The 18,719-nt window shown below is 66.0% G+C and carries 16 protein-coding genes, 1 tRNA gene and 1 pseudogene; 12 read left to right on the plus strand and 6 right to left on the minus strand.

Annotated features, from left to right (window positions below; all coding sequences use genetic code 11):
* The 4 genes and pseudogenes from FMM79_RS21395 to FMM79_RS11120 all read left to right on the plus strand — a co-directional run.
* Nucleotides 1–645: pseudogene (locus FMM79_RS21395) on the plus strand (alpha/beta hydrolase); the annotation flags it as partial.
* Between the two features lie 79 nt (nt 646–724).
* Nucleotides 725–1,477, plus strand: a complete 753-nt coding sequence (locus tag FMM79_RS11110; RefSeq protein ID WP_240339118.1) for a GntR family transcriptional regulator — start codon at nt 725–727, stop codon at nt 1,475–1,477.
* Nucleotides 1,478–1,506: 29 nt separating this feature from the next.
* On the plus strand, nt 1,507–2,418 hold the full coding sequence (locus FMM79_RS11115; protein WP_148627570.1) for an alpha/beta fold hydrolase: 912 nt from the start codon (nt 1,507–1,509) through the stop codon (nt 2,416–2,418).
* Nucleotides 2,419–2,816: 398 nt separating this feature from the next.
* Entirely contained in the window at nt 2,817–3,635 is an 819-nt protein-coding gene (locus FMM79_RS11120; RefSeq protein WP_148627571.1) for a ferredoxin--NADP reductase, read from the plus strand.
* Nucleotides 3,636–3,709: 74 nt separating this feature from the next.
* Here FMM79_RS11120 and katG read toward each other — a convergent pair whose 3' ends face one another.
* Both katG and FMM79_RS11130 read right to left on the minus strand, forming a co-directional pair.
* Nucleotides 3,710–5,893, minus strand: coding sequence for a catalase/peroxidase HPI (gene katG / locus FMM79_RS11125; protein WP_148627572.1), 2,184 nt, complete (start codon nt 5,891–5,893; stop codon nt 3,710–3,712).
* Nucleotides 5,894–6,263: 370 nt separating this feature from the next.
* Nucleotides 6,264–6,340 (minus strand) — tRNA-Arg (locus tag FMM79_RS11130).
* Nucleotides 6,341–6,440: 100 nt separating this feature from the next.
* Here FMM79_RS11130 and FMM79_RS11135 point away from each other — a divergent pair.
* Both FMM79_RS11135 and recF read left to right on the plus strand, forming a co-directional pair.
* Nucleotides 6,441–7,262: a queuosine precursor transporter gene (locus FMM79_RS11135; protein ID WP_148627573.1), complete on the plus strand. Its 822-nt coding sequence runs from the start codon at nt 6,441–6,443 to the stop codon at nt 7,260–7,262.
* A 62-nt stretch (nt 7,263–7,324) separates the two neighbouring features.
* Nucleotides 7,325–8,413, plus strand: a complete 1,089-nt coding sequence (recF, locus tag FMM79_RS11140; protein ID WP_148627574.1) for a DNA replication/repair protein RecF — start codon at nt 7,325–7,327, stop codon at nt 8,411–8,413.
* An 88-nt stretch (nt 8,414–8,501) separates the two neighbouring features.
* Here the strand turns inward: recF and FMM79_RS11145 are convergent, their stop codons facing one another.
* Both FMM79_RS11145 and FMM79_RS11150 read right to left on the minus strand, forming a co-directional pair.
* On the minus strand, nt 8,502–8,939 hold the full coding sequence (locus tag FMM79_RS11145) for a peptidylprolyl isomerase (protein ID WP_148627575.1): 438 nt from the start codon (nt 8,937–8,939) through the stop codon (nt 8,502–8,504).
* Nucleotides 8,940–9,151: 212 nt separating this feature from the next.
* Nucleotides 9,152–9,874 carry an arylesterase gene (locus FMM79_RS11150; protein WP_240339119.1) on the minus strand — a complete coding sequence of 241 codons (723 nt, stop codon included), beginning with the start codon at nt 9,872–9,874 and terminating at the stop codon, nt 9,152–9,154.
* Nucleotides 9,875–9,924: 50 nt separating this feature from the next.
* Here FMM79_RS11150 and FMM79_RS11155 point away from each other — a divergent pair, with 50 nt between their 5' ends.
* Together FMM79_RS11155 and FMM79_RS11160 are read left to right on the plus strand one after the other, a co-directional pair.
* Nucleotides 9,925–10,674 carry an ABC transporter ATP-binding protein gene (locus FMM79_RS11155; RefSeq protein WP_148627577.1) on the plus strand — a complete coding sequence of 250 codons (750 nt, stop codon included), beginning with the start codon at nt 9,925–9,927 and terminating at the stop codon, nt 10,672–10,674.
* Nucleotides 10,667–13,195 carry an ABC transporter permease gene (locus tag FMM79_RS11160; protein WP_148627578.1) on the plus strand — a complete coding sequence of 843 codons (2,529 nt, stop codon included), beginning with the start codon at nt 10,667–10,669 and terminating at the stop codon, nt 13,193–13,195. Before FMM79_RS11155 ends, FMM79_RS11160 begins: the two co-directional genes overlap by 8 nt.
* A gap of 64 nt (nt 13,196–13,259) precedes the next feature.
* On the opposite strand, the gene FMM79_RS11165 is transcribed toward FMM79_RS11160, so the two are convergent.
* Entirely contained in the window at nt 13,260–13,742 is a 483-nt protein-coding gene (locus FMM79_RS11165; RefSeq protein ID WP_148627579.1) for an RDD family protein, read from the minus strand.
* A gap of 263 nt (nt 13,743–14,005) precedes the next feature.
* On the opposite strand from FMM79_RS11165, the gene typA reads away from it, so the two are divergent.
* From typA to FMM79_RS11185, 3 genes are all read left to right on the plus strand, one after another.
* Nucleotides 14,006–15,838, plus strand: a complete 1,833-nt coding sequence (gene typA / locus FMM79_RS11175) for a translational GTPase TypA (RefSeq protein ID WP_148627581.1) — start codon at nt 14,006–14,008, stop codon at nt 15,836–15,838.
* A gap of 287 nt (nt 15,839–16,125) precedes the next feature.
* Nucleotides 16,126–17,046, plus strand: a complete 921-nt coding sequence (locus FMM79_RS11180) for a LysR family transcriptional regulator (protein ID WP_162528491.1) — start codon at nt 16,126–16,128, stop codon at nt 17,044–17,046.
* Between the two features lie 469 nt (nt 17,047–17,515).
* On the plus strand, nt 17,516–17,722 hold the full coding sequence (locus FMM79_RS11185) for a TonB-dependent receptor plug domain-containing protein (protein WP_162528492.1): 207 nt from the start codon (nt 17,516–17,518) through the stop codon (nt 17,720–17,722).
* On the opposite strand, the gene FMM79_RS21235 is transcribed toward FMM79_RS11185, so the two are convergent.
* A complete protein-coding gene (locus FMM79_RS21235) occupies nt 17,703–17,861 on the minus strand; it encodes a hypothetical protein (RefSeq protein WP_153269325.1) in 159 nt (52 codons plus the stop codon). The genes FMM79_RS11185 and FMM79_RS21235 overlap by 20 nt on opposite strands.
* Nucleotides 17,862–18,033: 172 nt before the next feature.
* On the opposite strand from FMM79_RS21235, the gene FMM79_RS11190 reads away from it, so the two are divergent.
* On the plus strand, nt 18,034–18,576 hold the full coding sequence (locus tag FMM79_RS11190) for a TonB-dependent receptor (RefSeq protein WP_148627584.1): 543 nt from the start codon (nt 18,034–18,036) through the stop codon (nt 18,574–18,576).
* The last annotated feature ends 143 nt before the right edge of the window (nt 18,577–18,719 follow it).

The raw sequence follows: 18,719 nt of genomic DNA on the forward strand, positions 1-18,719 counted from the left end.
CCTTGCGCCCTTCCCGCCCAGTGGGAAGCGCGCAAGGTCGCAACGCCCGCCGACCAGCAGGACCAGCATATCGCGCACCTGGGGGCCCATGCCTGCCCGCCCCCGGCGCACCTGGGCGAATGCGCGGACGAAGGTTTCCTGACCCTCACCTGCGGCGGCTTTTCAGGGCGCCTGCACTGGCGCGGCCCCAGGGATGCCGGCAAACCGCTGGCGATCCACGCGCCGGGAAGCTCGCTGGAACTCCTCGACACGACCTCGGCCTGCGCAATCGATCTGCCCGGCCACGGCCTCTCGGATGACTGGAGCGGCCCTGCGCCGACCGACCGCGCCAGTTGGATGGCGGTGATCGAGGCGGCTCAGGAAGCCCTGGGCTGCGGCGAGATCCTCATGCCACCCGCCCCGCTCGGCGATCCCGAAGCGCTGTTCCCCGACCTCACGCCCGACCGTTTCGGTGCCTACCTCACCCGCGCCTGGTCGATCGTGCGCGCGGGCAAGATGTTCGCGCCCTGGTATGAGGCAAGCGCGGCAAACGCGATCGACTTCGCCCCCGAGGCGCTCGATCCCCAGACATTGCGCATCGAGCACCGCGCCCTCCTGCGCAGCCGCGCCGCGAAGGCGTGGGCAACTGCCTGCCAGAACGTGTAAAGATACGACACATGCAGGTATGGGGGCGCCTAGATAGGCGCTCCCAGCGCCCCATATCCAACCTGACCGGGGAGAGACCGTGAGCAAAAGGCAGGCGCCACGTTACGAACAGCTCGCCGACGAACTGCGCCGCGCGATCCGGTCCGGCCAGTTCGACACGGATGCGACCTTTCCCACCGAAAACGCGCTGTGCGAGCACTATGGCGTCAGCCGCTTCACCGTGCGCGAGGCGCTGCGCTGCCTGCAGGGCGACCGGCTGATCTCGCGCCGGCGCGGCTCGGGGACCGTAGTGGAGCCGCGCAGCGTGCGCGAGAGCGCACGTTTCCAGGCCTATTCCAGCCTTGATGCAAGCCGCCAGTACGCGGCCGATGCGCGCATGTCGCTTGCGCGCGATGGCGAGGCAGTCCTGCCGCGCAGCCTTGCGGCCTTCGTCGATCCGCAGCACACGGCTTTGCACAAGAGCAAATGGGCCCGCCTGCGCGGCCTGCGCACGCAGGGCGGAGGGGACGACCGCCCCCTCGCCGCGATCGAGGCCTACGTACGCCCGGACCTGGCGCACCTGCTGGCCCGCGTCGACCTCGCTTCCCTCGCGCTCTTTCGCCAGCTTGAGTGCCACGGCGACTTCACCATTGGCCGCGTCATCCAGCAGATCGCCTCGGTCCCGGCCAGTATCGCCATGGCCAAGGCGCTCGAAATCCCACGCCGCACCCCGTGCCTCAGGATCGTGCGCGTCTACCACGACAGCGACGGCGTGCCCTTCGAGATCACCAACACCCACCACCCGGGCGAGGCATTCTCCTATTCCATGGTGATCGAGCCCGAGCAGACGTGAACCCAGCCTACCCCTGCAAGGAGACATTCATGACGGCCGTTCGCCGCCATTACGTCGATGGCCGTTTCGGCCAGGTCCACGCCCGGATCGCGCAGCCTGTCAGGGCCTGTGGCAAACGCCCGCTCCTGTTCATCCACATGAGCCCGATGACGGGCCGCATCTTCAAAGCGCTGGCCGGCGAAATGGGCGGGGACCGGCTGAGCGTCGCCTTCGACACGCCGGGCTATGGCCAGTCCGATGCCCCGGACACACAGCCCACCATCGAGACCTATGCCACTGCACTGGGCGAGGCGATGGACGCGCTCGCCGCCGATGGCCCATTCGACGTCCTAGGCTATCATACAGGTTCGCTGACCGCGACCGCGCTTGCCGCGCAGAGCCCTGCGCGGGTGGGCCGCCTCGTCCTCATCGGCGCGCCGCTCTTCACCCCGCAGGAGCGTGCCACCTTCAAGGCTTATTACGGCCCGACGAGCCCGAGCGCGGACGGCGAGCACCTTGCGCGGCGCTGGCGCGGCTTCGTCCATCATTACCAGCGCCCGGGAATGAGCCTGGAGGAGGTTGCCGAACTCTTCGAGGACGCCACGACCGGCGGCGCCAACGCCTGGTGGGGACATGCCGCCGCCTTCGACTACGACCTGGGAGCGGCACTCAAGGCGCTCGCCCATCCCACGCTCATCCTCAAGACCGGCGATGACCTCGCCCGCCAGACCGAACCTGCGCGCCATCTTTCGCCGCACATCGACATGCTCGACGCGCCCGGCTGGGGCCATGGTTTTGCCACTGCCCACGCCCAGGACGTCGCCGCCGTGCTGCGCGACTGGCTCGATGCCGAAAGCCTAGAGGCGCGGGCCGCCGTGATGGACGCCCCCGCCCCGGCCTCCGCCCTCGGTCCGATGTGGCCCCCGCCCGAAGCGGGAAGCTTCGCACCGGGATGCCCCTGAGCCGAAACCTGCGACCGATTCGCAAAAGGTGCCGCATCTTAACGACCCGAACCTGCTTCGGTGCCTCCCGGACGGCCCAGCCCGTGCACCATTTTTCGCACCTGCAAAACCATGGCTTGTGCTCCAAAAATGCGCATTTCCCGTTAGTTGCACCCTACATGTTAGAAAACTTTGGCCCGCGCCAAGCAAATTTCGACCCCGCCACGGCTGGCCATATCTTGACCGAGGGGCCAAGTTACGCTTGACGCACGCCACACGAGATGGGTCGTGTCCCGCTTCGCCCAAAGGCAGCGGTGCCGTGGCCCGACCACGCCGCAGACGCCGCCAGGCAGGAACCTCCCGCTCCCGGCGCGCCGAGCGAGCCAACGAATTTTGCGCATACCGAGGAATTTGACACGATGAGCGAACCCACTGCCGAAGCCCCGGTAACTCTCGAACCGACCAAGGCCCTGAGCGTCGAGACGGTCAACTCGGTCCACCACTGGAACGACCGCCTCTTCAGCTTCAAGATCACGCGCCCCTCGACCTTCCGTTTCCGCTCGGGCGAATTTATCATGATCGGCCTGATGGATGACAACGGCCGTCCGCTGCTGCGCGCTTACTCGGTCGCCAGCCCCGCCTGGGACGAGGAACTTGAATTCCTTTCGATCAAGGTCCAGGACGGCCCGCTGACCTCGCGCCTGCAGAAGATCCAGCCCGGCGACCAGATCTTCCTTGGCCGCAAGCCGGTCGGCACGCTCGTCACCGATGCGCTGCTCCCGGGCAAGCGCCTGTTTTTCTTCTCGACCGGCACCGGTCTTGCCCCCTTCATGTCGCTCGCGCGCGATCCCGACGTCTACGAGATGTTCGACCAGGTCATCTGCGTCCACGGCGTGCGCCAGGTGAGCGACCTTGCCTACCGCGAGATGCTCGAAGCACGTCTCGCCGAGGACCCGCTGGTGGGCGAAGAAGCGGTGGAGAAATTCCACTACGTCCCATCGGTCACGCGGGAAGAATTCCACACCACCGGCCGCATCGGTGACCTCATCGAAAACGGCCGCCTGTTCCAGGGCCTGGAGGGCGATGCCAAGCTCAACCCGGAGACCGACCGCATCATGCTGTGCGGCTCGATGGACATGATCAAGGCCCAGGCCGAGTACCTCGAGAGCATCGGCTTCACCGAGGGCTCCAACTCCAAGCCTGGCGACTTCGTGATCGAACGCGCCTTCGTCGACTGATTTCGTCTCCATGTACCCGAGACACGAAAAGGGCCGCAGCAATGCGGCCCTTTTTTGTCTGCGACAATGGGCGATCAGACGAGGTCGAAGCGGTCCGCGTTCATCACCTTGGTCCAGGCCGCCACGAAGTCCTCCACGAACTTCTGCTGGTTGTCGTCCTGTGCATAGAATTCCGCATAGGCGCGCAGGATCGAGTTCGCACCGAAGGTGAGGTCGAGTTCGCTCGCCGTCCACCTGGTCTGACCCGAAACCCGGTCGATCACAGCATAATTGCCGTCTTCCATCTTCTCCCAGCGGTTGCCCATGTCCACGAGATTCACGAAGTAGTCGGTGCTGAGAACGCCCTCGCGCTGGGTGAACATACCCAGTTCGCTGTTGCCATGGTTGGTGCCAAGCACGCGCATGCCGCCCACGAGCACGGTCATTTCCGGTGCGGTCAGCCCCATCAGCTGGGTGCGGTCGAGCATCAATTCGGCCGGGCTCACCGCAAAGTCGGCCTTGAGCCAGTTGCGGTAGCCATCATGCAGCGGCTCGAGCGGCTCGAAGCTTTCCGCGTCGGTCTGCTGCGCGCTGGCATCCCCGCGTCCGGGCGTGAAAGGCACCTCGATGGGGAAGCCCGCCGCAGCGGCGGCCCGCTCGATCGCGACATTGCCCGCCAGTACGATGGTATCGGCAAGACTTGCTCCGACCGAGTCCGCGAGCGAAGCCAGAACCCCGATCACGCGCCCCAGCCGCTCGGGCTCGTTGCCCTCCCAGTCCTTCATGGGCGCGAGGCGAATGCGCGAGCCATTCGCGCCCCCGCGCATATCCGAGGCGCGGAAGGTGCGCGCGCTGTCCCAGGCCGTCGACACAATCGCGCGCGTGGTCAGGCCACTGCCCGCGATCCATTCCTTAAGCGCGGCGACGTCATAGTCGGTGGGGCCCTGCGGGACCGGGTCCTGCCAGAGCAGTTCCTCGGCCGGCACATCGGGACCGAAATAGCGTTCCCTTGGCCCCATGTCGCGGTGGGTCAGCTTGAACCAGGCCCGCGCGAAGGCATCCTTGAAGCGCGCCGGATCGGCCCGGAAACCTTCCATGATGCGCCGGTACTCGGGGTCGACCTTGAGCGCCATGTCCGCGTCGGTCATGATCGGGTTGTGGCGTTTGGTGGGATCTGCGACGTCCAGCGGACGATCCTCCTCGGCGATGGAAACAGGCTCCCACTGCCAGGCCCCCGCCGGGCTCTTGGCCAGTTCCCACTCGTGGTCGAAGAGCATGTCGAAATAGCCCATGTCGAAGACCGTGGGATTGCTCGTCCAGGCGCCTTCGATGCCGCTGGTGATCGCGTCGGGCCCAACGCCTGTGCCGCCGGGATTGACCCAGCCGAACCCTTGCGCCTCCACACCCGCCGCCTCGGGCTCGGGGCCGAGCGCGCTGGCATCGCCGTTGCCATGGCACTTGCCCACGGTGTGCCCGCCTGCGGTGAGCGCTGCGGTCTCCTCATCGTCCATGGCCATGCGCGCGAAGGTGACCCGCATGTCATGCGCGGTCTTCATCGGGTCGGGATTGCCGTCCACCCCTTCGGGATTGACGTAGATGAGCCCCATCATGACCGCGGCCAGCGGGTTCTCCAGGTCCCGTTCGCCCGAGTAGCGCGTGCCCTCGCTTCCACTCGGGGCCAGCCAGTCCGTCTCGCTGCCCCAGTAGGTGTCGATTTCCGGTGCCCAGATATCTTCGCGGCCAAAGCCGAAGCCGAACGGCTCCAGCCCCATCGTCTCATAGGCAATCGTGCCCGCCAGGATCATCAGATCCGCCCAGCTGACCGCGTTGCCGTACTTCTTCTTGAGCGGCCAAAGCAGGCGCCGCGCCTTGTCCAGGCTGACGTTGTCGGGCCAGGAATTGAGCGGAGCAAAGCGCTGGTTGCCTGTGCCACCGCCGCCGCGCCCGTCGGCGATGCGGTAGGACCCGGCCGAGTGCCAGGCCATGCGGATCATGAGCCCGCCATAGTGCCCCCAGTCGGCAGGCCACCAGTCCTGGCTATCGATCATCAGCGCGCGCATGTCCGCTTTCAAGGCTTCGATATCGAGCGACTTCAGCGCCTCGCGATAATCGAAGCCTGCCCCCATCGGGTTGGTCTTGGTGTCGTGCTGGGCCAGGATTTCGAGCTTGAGGGCCTGGGGCCACCAGCCCGTGCTCGAGGTCCCCGCCGAGGTCATGCCTCCGTGGACGACGGGGCACGTGCTCCCCTTGGCGGTGTTGGTGGGCGTGCTCGCGTTCATCGCATCGTGCTCCTCTCGTGGTCCGAACGCATCTCGAAGACCGCTCGGCCCGGTGCGCCCTCTTGCTGGACATCGCACAGCCTATGCCCGTCCGCCCCCCGGCTCAAGGGCTCACGCGCGCGCCGCACTCTGAACTTGCCGCGCTCTGGCTGGCCATTGCGGAAAACCCCAAGGTGGGCAGCGCGCGGCCCCGCCCTCATGCAGTTCTGGCTGTTCTGGAGCGCCCCCATGACCGGCGCAGTGCCGGGCGCGCTCATCTGGCGCTTCATCCTGACCCCGGGCGCTGCGCTGGCCAACATTGGCGGCGAGCCCTGAACCACTTGCTAGCGCGAGGCGGCAAGAACCCTGCACAGGCATGATGACAGGGAAATGGCGCGCCCGGCAGGGTTCGAACCTGCGACCCCAAGCTTAGAAGGCTCGTGCTCTATCCAGCTGAGCTACGGGCGCGCACATCAGGGCTCATAGCGCGCTTCGCGGTTTGCGCAAACCGCCTGAGGCGTGCAATCAACGCTTTGTTTGGGGGACAAGGCAGGTTAGGCAAAGCGCCATGGCACAGGCGCATCCGCAAGCATCCCCCTCTTTCACCACCTCGAACCTCACCCGCATCGACGGGAAGAGCGGTGGGCGGCGCCACTTTCGCTATTTCGACTACGCGATGGCCGCCTTCGTCGCGATCCTGCTGCTCTCCAACCTCATCGGTGCGGCCAAGCTGACCACGGTCGAGGGCTGGACCTTTGGTGCAGGCATCCTGTTCTTCCCCGTCAGCTACGTGCTGGGCGACGTGCTAACCGAGGTCTATGGCTATGCCAACGCGCGGCGCTGCGTGTGGGTGGGCTTCTTTGCGCTGATATTCATGGCGTTCATGAGCTTCGTTGTCGTCGCCATGCCCCCGTCAGCGGACTGGGGCTGCGCGGCGAGCGCCGACCCCTTGCTGGCCGACGTCGTGTCCGCCACCGACCCTGGCACCGTGTGCCAGTCGACCTACGTTTCGGTGTTTGGCAGCACCTGGCGCATCGTCGCCGCTTCGGTCGTGGCGTTCTGGGCGGGCGAGTTCGTCAATTCCTACGTCATGGCCAAGATGAAGGTATGGACGAAGGGCCGCTACATGTGGATGCGCACGATTGGCTCCACGGTATTCGGGCAGGCGATGGACAGCGCGATCTTCTACCCGGTCGCGTTCCTGGGCGTGTGGACGGGCCAGTCGATCCTTGTCGTCATGCTCACCAACTGGGCGCTCAAGGTGCTGTGGGAGGCCGTACTCACTCCGCTCACCTATCTCGTCGTAGGCTGGCTGAAAGCGCGCGAAGGCGTGGATGTCTTCGACGACAACCTCGACTTCTCGCCGTTTGCCAAGACCGACGCGGCCTGAGCGCGCCATCGCAGGGCGCCTCTTGGCAAGCCGTGCCTGAACCGGCTAGGCCCGCGCGGCCCATGCTCGACCGCCTGTTCCTCTCCCGATTTCGCAACCACGGCGAAACCGTCCTTTCGGGCACGGCGCAGTTCAACTTGCTGGTCGGCGAGAATGGCGCTGGCAAGACCAATGTCCTGGAAGCCATCAGCCTGATCGCCCCGGGGCGGGGCTTGCGCCGGGCGGGCCTTCCCGAAATCGCGGCGCAGGACGCGGGTGGCGGCTTTGCCGTCAGCGCGGACCTGTGCGTACCGGGAGCGGCTCCTGTGCGCCTGGGGACGGGCACCGCACCGGAAAGGCCTACCCGGCGCCTCGTCCAGGTCAACGGCGCCAACGCGACGGCCACGAGCCTGGCCGAATGGATTTCCATCGGCTGGCTAACCCCGGCGATGGACCGCCTATTCACCGAAAGCGCGGGTGGACGGCGGCGTTTTCTCGACCGGCTGGTGCTGGCCCTTCGCCCCGCCCATGCCGGACATGCGTCCAGACTGGAAAACGCGGTGCGCGAACGCAACCGCATGCTCGCCGATCCGCGCACGCCCGACCCCTGGTGGCTCGATGCCATCGAACTCCAGATCGCCGAGGCGGGAAGCGCGGTCGCGCAGGCCCGCGCAGATCTCATCGCGCAACTCGACGCGGTCCTCGCTGCACTGCCCGACGCACCGTTTGCGCGCCCCGCCCTCACCTACCGCCCCGGCGGCCCGATTGCGGCCGAAGCGCTGGCCGAAGCCCTGCGTGAAAGCCGCCCCCGCGAACGCGCCGCCCAGCGCACGCTCACCGGACCGCACCGCGACGAGCTGGAGGTCGTCATGGCCGCCAAGAACCAACCCGCCGCGGACTGTTCGACCGGAGAGCAGAAGGCCATGCTCATCGCTCTTGTCCTTGCCCACTCGCATCTCCTCGAGAGCGGTGGGGAGACGCGCCCGCGCCTGCTCCTTCTCGACGAAGTCGCGGCGCATCTCGATCCGGTGCGGCGCGAGGCGCTGTTTGACCGTCTGCGCACTGGCTCCGCACAAGTCTGGCTGACCGGTACTGAGACCGCACCGTTTGGACCGATCCTGGAGGAAGCCGCCGTCTGGCAGGTGCGCGAAGGCACCGCGACGCGGATGTAACCCAGCGCGGACACGAAAAAGGCCCGCCCGGCGCTCCCTTTGCGGGGAGGCCTAAGCGGGCCCTTTCAACCGGCAAAGCCGGATCGGATCAGGCGGCCGCCTTGATCTCGACCAGTGTCAGGCCGAAGTGCAGGTCTTCGCCCGCCAGCGGGTGGTTGCCGTCGACCTTGACCGCCTCTTCACCGATCTCGGTGATGACGAGGTTGACGGTCGAGCCGTCCTGCTGGCGCGCGGCGAGTTCCATGCCGATCTGCGGCTCGGGCTCGGCGGGCAGGTTGCTGCGCGGGATCTCAACGATCATTTCCTCGCGGCGCGGGCCGAACGCGTCGGCGGCAGCGATGGTCACCGACTGCTCGGAGCCTACTTCCATGCCGATCAGCGCAGCTTCCACCTGCGGAAAGATTTCCGAACCGCCGATGGTGACCGTCTGCGGGCCTTCCTGCTGGGTGCTGCCGACAACCTGACCGGCATCGGTGCGAACTTCAAAGTTGATGAGCACGGTATCGCCGCTCTTTGCGCTGTGCATAGGTATTCCTTCGGGATAATTCGTTCCGACGCGCCGTGCCCTCCAAGGCCCCCCGCGCGTCGCTCGTTCGGCGGCGTCTAACACGCGCCAGCTTGGCCCCAAGATTCGCAGACCTGTGCCTGCGCGTCAACCGAAGTGGCCGGGCGGCGCCCCGGAGCGCCTCTTGGGACAGGCTATCTGGGGCCTACCTCCCAATCTTCAAGCGATCTTTTTCAGCCGCCTTCCGACGCGCCCTCTTTCTCGACCGGGGGCAGCGCACGCGTGACATCGTCAAGCGTAGCGCTGACGATCGCATCGACGCCAAGCGCTGTGGGATGAACGTGATCCTCCTGCATGAGGTCGGGCTTGTCGATCACCGACTGGAGGAAGAAAGGCACCAGCGTCACGCCATTTTCCTGCGCGATCTGTGGATAGATCGGATTGAACTGCTCGGCATAATCCATGCCCAGGTTGGGCGCGGCGAGCATGCCCAGGAGCACCACCTTGATGTTCTCGGCCTTCAGGCGCGCGACGATCTCTTCGAGGTTCTTGCGGGTCTCTTCGGGGGGGAGCGAGCGCAACATGTCGTTGCCGCCCAGACTGATGATGACGAGCTCGGGCTTTTGCGACTGGCTCTCCAGCGTGAAGTCGAGCCGCGCGAGGCCAGCCGCCGTGGTATCGCCCGAAACGCCCGCATTGGTGATCCGCGCGTTCACGCCGTGCGCGCGCAGCGCCTTCTCCAGACGCTCCGGATAGCTTTCGCCATCGTCCAGCCCATACCCCGCCAACAGAGAGTCCCCGAAGGCGAGAATGCGCCGCTCCGGCCCCATCACCGGCATGGCCGCGCCGACATCGCCCACCCCTGCGCTCGCCGGAGCCGAGCTCGGCGCGGGATCGCCGCAGGCCGACAGAAAGACGAGGGGCAGCAGCGGAACCACGAAATTCAGACGGCGCAAGGACTTCTCCATATTCGGCGGGCTTGTGAAATGCGTAAATCTCCCCCCATATGGGAGCCGTGACCCGATCTTCCCACTCCCCTTCCAACAATTCCCCCGCCCCCTGGCCCGCGATCCACGCGCGGGAGCTGCGCCTGACCCTGGGCCAGAGTGCGAGCGCGGTCGAGATCCTCAAGGGCATCGACCTCACCGTTCCGCAGGGCCAGACGCTGGCGCTGCTGGGGCCCTCAGGCTCGGGCAAGTCCTCGCTGATGTCGGTCCTCTCGGGCCTTGAGCGCGCCAGTTCCGGGGTGCTGCGGGTCGCGGGCGCCGACTTCGCAGGAATGGAGGAGGACCAGCTCGCCCGGGCCCGTCGCGGGCGCATCGGCATTGTGCTGCAGGCCTTTCACCTGCTGCCCACGATGACCGCGCTCGAGAATGTCGCGACGCCGCTCGAGCTCGCCGGGATCATCGGCGCCCACGAACGCGCCGAAGCCGAACTGACGGCGGTCGGCCTTGCCCACCGCCTCGGCCACTACCCGGCCCAGCTTTCGGGCGGCGAACAGCAGCGCGTGGCAATTGCCCGCGCGCTGGCACCGCGCCCCACGCTCGTCTTCGCCGATGAGCCCACCGGCAACCTTGACCAGGCGACCGGGGAGAGCATCGTCGAACTGCTCTTCGCGCGCCGCGCCGAGGCCGGCGCGACGCTCGTCATCATCACCCACGATGCCAGCCTCGCACAACGCTGCGAGCGCATCGTCACCATCGGCGATGGCGTGATCGCCCACGACAGCTTGCCTGCGTCCGCGCCCGATGTCTGATCCGACGCTGCCCTGGGCCACCGCCTGGAAGATCGCCCGGCGGGACCTCCACGCGCGTTTCAAAGGCCTGCGACTGCTGCTCGTCTGTCTGTTCCTGGGTGTCGGGGCGCTTGCCGCCATCGGGACGCTGACCGGCTCCATCGAGCGCGAGCTGACCAGCCGGGGCCGCGAGGTGCTGGGCGGCGACATCGAGCTGCGCATGTGGCAGCGCGGCTTGACCGAGCCCGAGCGCACGGCGCTGCAGGAACTCGGCAGAGTGTCGGAAGGCACCCGCATGCAGGCGATTGCCCGCAAGGGCGATCTCACCGCGCCCGTGGCCCTCAAGGCCGTGGATGCGGCCTGGCCGCTTTACGGCGCGCTGACCCTTGCAGATGGCCGCGACGTGGGCGCGCCCCCCAGTGGCACCACTTGGATCGCGCGTGGCACGGCGGCACGCCTGGGCCTTGAGGTCGGCGACAGCTTTTCGCTCGGCGGCGAGACGGTCCGTGTCGGCGGCATCATTGCCAGTGACCCGGAACAGCTCTCCGAAGGCTTCGCACTGGGCGACCTGGCCATCGCGTCTGCCGACCTGCCTGCCAAGGCCAACCTCACCGCGCCCGGAGCCATGTACCGCAGCGCCGTGCGGGTGCGCTTCAATAGCCCCTCACGCGACGCTGAGACGGCCGCGGAGGCGCTCACCGACACCTTTGGAGAGGACGCCTTCCAGCTCCGCACCCACGAAGCCGCATCCCCCTCCACCGCGCGCTTCGTCGAGCGCATGGGCCAGTTCCTGATCCTCGTTGGCCTCGCCGCGCTGGTCATTGCCGGGATCGGCATCGGCGGCGGCGTCTCTTCCTACCTTGAGGCCCGGCGCTCCTCGATCGCCACCTTGAAGGTCCTGGGCGCCACCAGCCGCGACATCGCGCGTATATACTTGATTCAGGTCGGTAGCGCCGCGCTGGCAGGAAGCCTCGCAGGACTTGTGGCGGGTGTCGCGATCAGCCCGCTTCTCGCCCGCGCACTGGGCGATCTCCTCCCGGTCGATACGGCCACCACGATTGCCCCGGCCGCGCTTGCAACCGCCGCCGGCTACGGCCTTCTTGTCGCGCTGATCTTCGCCGCGCCGCCGCTGGCGCGCGCGCGCAGTTTCCCGACCATGGCGCTGATGCGGGCTGGCGTGGCACCCTTGCGCGCGAACCTGCGTACGCTCGCGCTTCCCGTGGGTCTTGGCCTTGCCGCCATTGTTGCGCTCGCGCTTGTCAACGCCGCGCAGCCGATGGTGACGCTCAGCTTCCTCGCAGGATCGGTGCTGCTCCTCGGCCTCCTCGCCGCACTGGGGTTTGGCATACGCAAGCTGGCCGCCCGCCTGCCGCGTCCCGATGATCCGATCCTGCGCGCGGGACTTGCCAACTTCTCGCGCCCCGGCGCGCAGACCGGATCGCTGGTAACCGCGCTGGGCTTCGGGCTTTCCGCCTTCGTCCTTATTGCCGCGATCCAGACCAGCCTTGATGCCAACATGCGCACCGCGCTTCCCGACCGCGCGCCCGACTACTTCGTGCTCGACATCCCCAAGGCCGGAGCCGAGGATTTCCGCGCTACCGTAGAACGCACGCTGCCCGGCTCCAGCGTCCGGATCGCACCCAATCTGCGCGGCCGCGTGATCGCGTATGGCCCGACGGACGCAATGACCCGCGTCGCCGATCTCGACGAGCGCCCCGAAGGCGCCTGGGCGCTGCGCGGCGAACGCGGCCTCACTTACGCCAAAACGGTTCCCGAGGGGAGCACGGTGACGTCGGGCGAATGGTGGGCCTCCGATTACTCCGGCCCGCCGCTTGTCTCAATCGACGAGGAATTTGCAGAGGCCGTGGGCCTGAGGGTGGGCGATTACCTCACTGTCAGCCTGCTGGGTGTGGAGCGAACGGCCCGTATCGCCGCGCTGCGCCGGATCGACTGGGACACCATGGGTTTCAACTTCGTGATGGTCTTCTCGCCCAACACGCTGGCCGACGCCCCTTATAACCTCGCCGCCACCATCGAGACCGGCAGCCAGGGCACGGCTCGCGATTTCCTGCCGGTACTGGCCCGTGAATTTCCTTCAAGTTCGGTGATCGAGACCGGATCGCTGCTGACCCAGGCGCGGGGCATTCTCGATCAGATGACACTGGCGATACTTGCCGCCGCCTCGGTCGCGGTGCTGGCGGGTCTTGCCGTGCTCCTGGGCGCGATTGCCGCCGCGCGCGCCAGCCGGACTTACGACAACGTGATCCTGCGTGTGCTTGGCGCCAGCCGCCGTCAGCTCCTCGTCCTGCAGATCGTGGAGTACGGCGCACTTGCGCTGGTGCTGGGCCTCGTCGCGCTGGCGCTGGGGAGCGCGATAGCCTGGGCGGTCATCACCCAACTCTTCGAATTCGAATGGCTACCCGACTGGCCGCGCATCCTCGCGGTCCTCGCCGCCGGGTTGGTGCTCGTCCTCGCCTTTGCTTTGGGCGGCTCACTGCCACAGCTGCGCGCCCGGCCTGCCCGCGCCCTGCGCGAGCTCTAGATACGAAACAGGGGGCAAGGGCGCCATGCCCCTCCCCCCTGTTTCAGGTTCGCGGTCCCACCCCTCAGACGAAAACGTCGGCGCCTTCGGCGACCTCACGCGGGTCGCGGGTCTTGTAGACCAGCGTGCTCGCGATCATGTCGTGCAGGCCCTGCTTGCGCTGGGTAAAGGCCACCATGATATAGCCGATGAGCAGGATCACGCCTGACAGGATCTTGGCGAAGTAGCGCCCGGTCGCCCGGCCAAAGCTGATGCGCTGGCCGTCAAGGTCGGTCACGACCAGCCCGATCGCGAGCTTACCCACTGTCGCCTGCATCTTGGAGCTTTCCAAAAGCGCGAAGTAGAGCCACTGTGCCACGAAACTGATCAGAACCGAAGCAGCTACCATCGGGCCCATGATCAGGTCTTCGTTACCGCCCATGAGCGCGGCGTTGAAGCCCACGCCCAGCCCCAGGAAGCCGGTCAAGATGGACAGCGCGATCTGCAACAGGATCGCATCGATGAGATAGGCGAGAACCCGCCACCAAAAACCGCCGTACGGCACCATAAGAGCCCCTCTCTTTTCTCCGATGACCGATTTCAAACATCGGCCAGATGAGCAATTCGTCCCACGTACGCCAAAAATTTTCAAAGATTTTCGAGTGACTTTCCACCAATTCGATGCCCCCAAGGCATCGGGCTGGACCATTTCACTGTGCAAGGCTTGGACCCAAGATAGCTTGCCGCCATGCAACAATTCCGTTAAAGGCGCGCGGATTTTGCAGGCAATCGTGCCCCGCAATGCGCCCCTCTTATTTTGAAGGCCTCCGCATGTCCGCCCCGCTTCCCTTGCGCAATATCGCAATCATTGCGCACGTCGACCACGGCAAGACCACCCTCGTCGACCAGCTCTTCCGTCAGTCCGGCACCTTCCGCGACAACCAGCGCGTGGAAGAACGCGCGATGGATTCGAACGATCTCGAAAAGGAACGCGGGATCACGATTCTTGCCAAGCCGACCTCGATCGAGTGGGAAGGCCTGCGCATCAACATCGTCGACACCCCGGGCCACGCCGACTTCGGCGCCGAGGTGGAGCGTATCCTCTCGATGGTCGACGGCGTGGTTCTGCTCGTCGACAGCTCGGAAGGCGCGATGCCGCAAACCAAGTTCGTAACCGGCAAGGCGCTGGGCCTGGGCCTCAAGCCCATCGTCGTCGTCAACAAGATCGACCGTCCCGACGGCCGCGCCGACGAAGTGCTGAACGAGGTCTTCGACCTCTTCGTCAGCCTCGATGCGGACGACGAGCAGCTCGACTTCCCCGTGCTCTACGCTTCGGGCCGCAACGGCTACGCCAGCGATGACATCGACGCGCGCGAAGGCGACCTGACCCCGCTGTTCCAACTGATCCGCGACCACGTCCCGGCCCCCAACCTCGACGTCGAAGCGCCCTTCTCGTTCCTTGCCACCCTGCTCGACCGCGACAACTTCATGGGCCGCGTCCTCACCGGCCGCGTCCAGTCGGGCGTGGTGAAGATGAACGATCCGATCCGCGCGATGGACCGTCAGGGCAATGTCATCGAGACCGGGCGTGCGTCCAAGCTGATGACCTTCCGTGGCCTTGACCGTGTTCCCGTCGAGGAAGCCCGCGCAGGCGATATCATCGCTCTCGCTGGCCTTGAAAAGGCCACTGTCGCGCACACCATCGCCGATCCTTCGGTCAGCGAGCCGATCCAGTCGCAGCCGATCGACCCGCCGACGCTCGCCATGCGCTTCTCGGTCAACGACAGCCCGCTTGCGGGCCGCGAAGGCGACAAGGTCACCAGCCGCCTGATCCGTGATCGCCTGATGCGCGAAGCGGAAACCAACGTTGCCATCCGCGTAACCGAGAGCGAGGACAAGGACAGCTTTGAAGTCGCCGGCCGCGGCGAACTGCAGCTGGGCGTCGTTATCGAAACCATGCGCCGTGAAGGCTTCGAACTGGGCATCTCGCGTCCGCGCGTGCTGTTCAAGGAAGACGAGAACGGCGGCCGCACCGAGCCTTACGAAACCGTCGTGATCGACGTGGACGACGAGCACTCGGGCACCGTTGTCGAGAAGATGCAGCGCCGCAAGGCCGAGCTGACCGACATGCGTCCCTCGGGTCTGGGCAAGACCCGCATCACCTTCTCGGCTCCCTCGCGCGGCCTTATTGGCTACCACGGCGAGTTCCTTTCGGACACCCGCGGCACCGGTATCATGAACCGCCTGTTCGAGAAGTACGGCCCCTACAAGGGTCCGATTGAGGGCCGCCTCAACGGCGTGCTGATCTCCAACGGTGCGGGCGAGGCCAACGCCTACGCGCTCAACAACCTGGAAGATCGCGGCATCCTGTTCGTGTCACCCCAGGAAAAGCTCTACGAGGGCATGATCATTGGCGAGAATGCCAAGCCGGACGACCTCGAAGTGAACCCGATGAAGGCCAAGCAGCTGAGCAACGTCCGCTCGTCGGGCAAGGACGATGCGATCCGCCTCACCCCGCCCAAGGTCATGACGCTCGAGCAGGCCATTGCCTACATCGACGACGATGAGATGGTCGAAGTGACCCCGCAGTCGATCCGCCTGCGCAAGGTCTACCTCGACCCCAACGAGCGCAAGCGCATGAGCCGCAAGAAGGCCGACGCGTAAAGCCCGGCCCTGCGAGCTCACCGGCGCTTCGTGCGCCGGGCCGCTTAGAAAAACCCCCGCCCGCACCTGCTGCGCGGCGGGGGTTTTTCGTTGTGCCCCCTGATTCGCAAATCCAGTCCTCCATCCTCTGCCACGCCGTGAAGTAGCACACGTACGCTTGGGATTCGGGCGAGTCGGGCCGCTGTCACCCGCCCGCGTGGCGCGGCCGTTTCCAAACCATTTCCAGCCTGTAAATTCCGGCAAAGCGACCTTGCACCAGGGTAGGAATGACTTGCATTAGCAGGTTCATGCTTTCGCCCCACCTGCCTCCGAACCAGCTCCTGGTGCTGGCCTACCTGCTCAAGACCCGCAGCGTGAGCACGACCGCGCTCATGCTGGGAATGAGCCAACCCAGTGTCAGCCGGGCTCTGGCCCGCCTGCGCGAGGTGCTCAAGGACCCGCTGCTGGTGCGCTCGGGCAACCAGATGGCCCGCACCTGGCGCGGCGAAGAGCTCGTCGACCGGCTGACCGACTGGGTGGCCGCCACGACCAGCCTTCTCGATGAGGCCGACTTCGACCCAGCCCGGCTCGAACGGCGCTTCCGCATTGCGACAACCGACTTTGGAGTGCAATCGGCCTGCCTGCCCGCCATGGCGCGCCTGCGCAGGGCCGCCCCATCGCTCGCGCTTGACTTGCAGCCGCTTGGCCACGCCTCGCATCGCCAGCTCGCGCATGGTGAGATCGACCTTGCCATTTCGGGCCTCGACCACGATCCCGAGCAGGTTCACCGCGAACTCCTTTTCACCGACCACTTCGTATGCGTGACCCGCAAGCACCACCCCCTCGCGCGCCATCGCGAGGGTCCGGTACCCCTGGGCGATTTCCTCGCCCATCCGCACCTCGGCCTTACCGTCAGCGATGCGGAACTCGACCGTGTCTCGACTGCCCTCGGCGAAGCGGTGCGCCACCGCAAGGTCATGCTGAGCGTGCCCTACTTCTCTCTTGCTCCGGGCCTCCTGCTGGCCGGCGATCTCGTCACGGTCGTCCCTTCGCGCCTTGTGCAAGGCTGCCCCCGTCGCGACGAACTCGCCATTCTCGGCGCCCCGGAGGGCCTGGGCCCCTTCCCCTATTGGCTCTTGTGGCATGAGCGCAGCCGCAACGATCCCGGTTCCATCTGGCTGCGCGAGCAGCTGCTCACTGCGAATGCTGAGCCAGCCTCCAACGAATGAGCTGCGTGTCCCGTCGAAGGCACGAGGCGACAGGAGAAAAGCGTCATTTCAAGGGGTCATCCCCCCTTGCCCCCAAACTTGGCCACCTCACCCTTTGGGCCAAAGTGGTGCGCTAGAGGTGAGGACGCCGGTATGGGGAGTCCGGGAGCAATGGCCCTCGGACAATGGCTTTCACTTGTCAGACTTTCCGGCACAACGAGAAGGATGAGGGTACCCATGGTCCCGCGCCGCGGCCTGTTGTCCGGGCAATCACATCATCTGCCCAAGTTCCTGTGGCTCCAAGCCTTCTTGCGCCATCCCTACCTGAATAAAACCTATCGTATTTGATCACCGCGAATGCGTCGCTGTAGTGCGAGAGAGTGCAACACGCGAACAATTCGCTATATCAAGCATGGTAATACCGAACGTGAAGACGCCGATCAGTGCGCTGCGCCCCAGCGCTGCGATGTGTGGAAATGCAGCTAGCCTTGTGCCCCTTTCTGCCATGGCTGATGTCGCAGCCGACATCGGCGATCCCGGCCAGATCTTCGTCACCGCGTCGCCCCGTGCGCAAGAAGTGAGGGGCGCCCCGGCCTCGATCAGCCTCATCACACGCGACGACATCGCCCGCCTTCCCTACCGCGAGGTCACCGACGCGCTGCTCGAAGTGCCCGGCGTCACTCTTGACCACGGGTGAAGGTAATAGCCGCGACATCTCGATCTGCGGCATGGCGCCGCAGTATACGCTGATCCTCGTCGACGGGAAGCGCCTGAGTGCGCAGGCCCATGTCCTCGCTGTAGGGCTCGGACGCGATGGGCGGCGTCGTCAACGTCATCACCCGCGCGATCACGGACACCTAGTCGGGTAGCTTGCGCGCCGACAAAACGATGCAGCTCTCCGACACCTTCGGCGACTTCGACGATGCTAATTTCTAACTTTCGGGTCCCGCCACCAAGGGCGTCGGGCTCCAGCTCCAGGGCTCGCTCAACCGCCGCTTGAAAGACAGCGTGATCAGCCCCCCCGAATGCCGCGACGAGCGCCTGACCGACAAGATTGGCTTCGAGGCTGGCCCCAACCACCGTCTTCTTGTCGAGGGGAGACCTTGCAGCCAGCAGACCCTCTCCACGGTCGGCAAGTCGGTCGAGGCCAACCGCAGCATCGAGGACGCGGATGGCACGATCTACGCCATGACCCAGCGCCGCTACGGCTGGACGATGATCAGCAGTACGGCACCCACTGGACTCCGCGCCTCTACGTGGTGTGGAACGTCATACCCGAGATCACCTTCAAGGGGGGGCTACTCGCAGGGCTTCCGCGCGTCGAACCTGCACCAGCCCCTCGTCGAATGGGGGCAGAACAGCCGCAGAGGGACGATCCATGGCAACCCCGATCCGAAGACAGAGATCTCGCGTACCTTCGAGGCCGTCGCCATGTTCGACAGCGGTCCGCTCGAAGCCAGCGTCCTGGCCTACGACACCAAGTTCCATGACCGTATCAGCCGCATCACCTGTTCGCAGCCCTCCGCCTTGTGTATCGTACCCATCCGGTGAAGCTTTCAATTACCCGCAAGTGGTTCGGGGGCGAGCTTGCCCCCAAGTTGGATGTCCATGAGTCGGGTCCAACCTTGCCACATGATCGTGTTGCCGGGCGGCGGATCGTGGCGTCGACCGAGATAGCCGCCCAAGTGCGCGAT

It is taken from the genome of Novosphingobium sp. BW1, from assembly GCF_008107685.1.
Taxonomy (GTDB): Bacteria; Pseudomonadota; Alphaproteobacteria; order Sphingomonadales; family Sphingomonadaceae; genus Novosphingobium.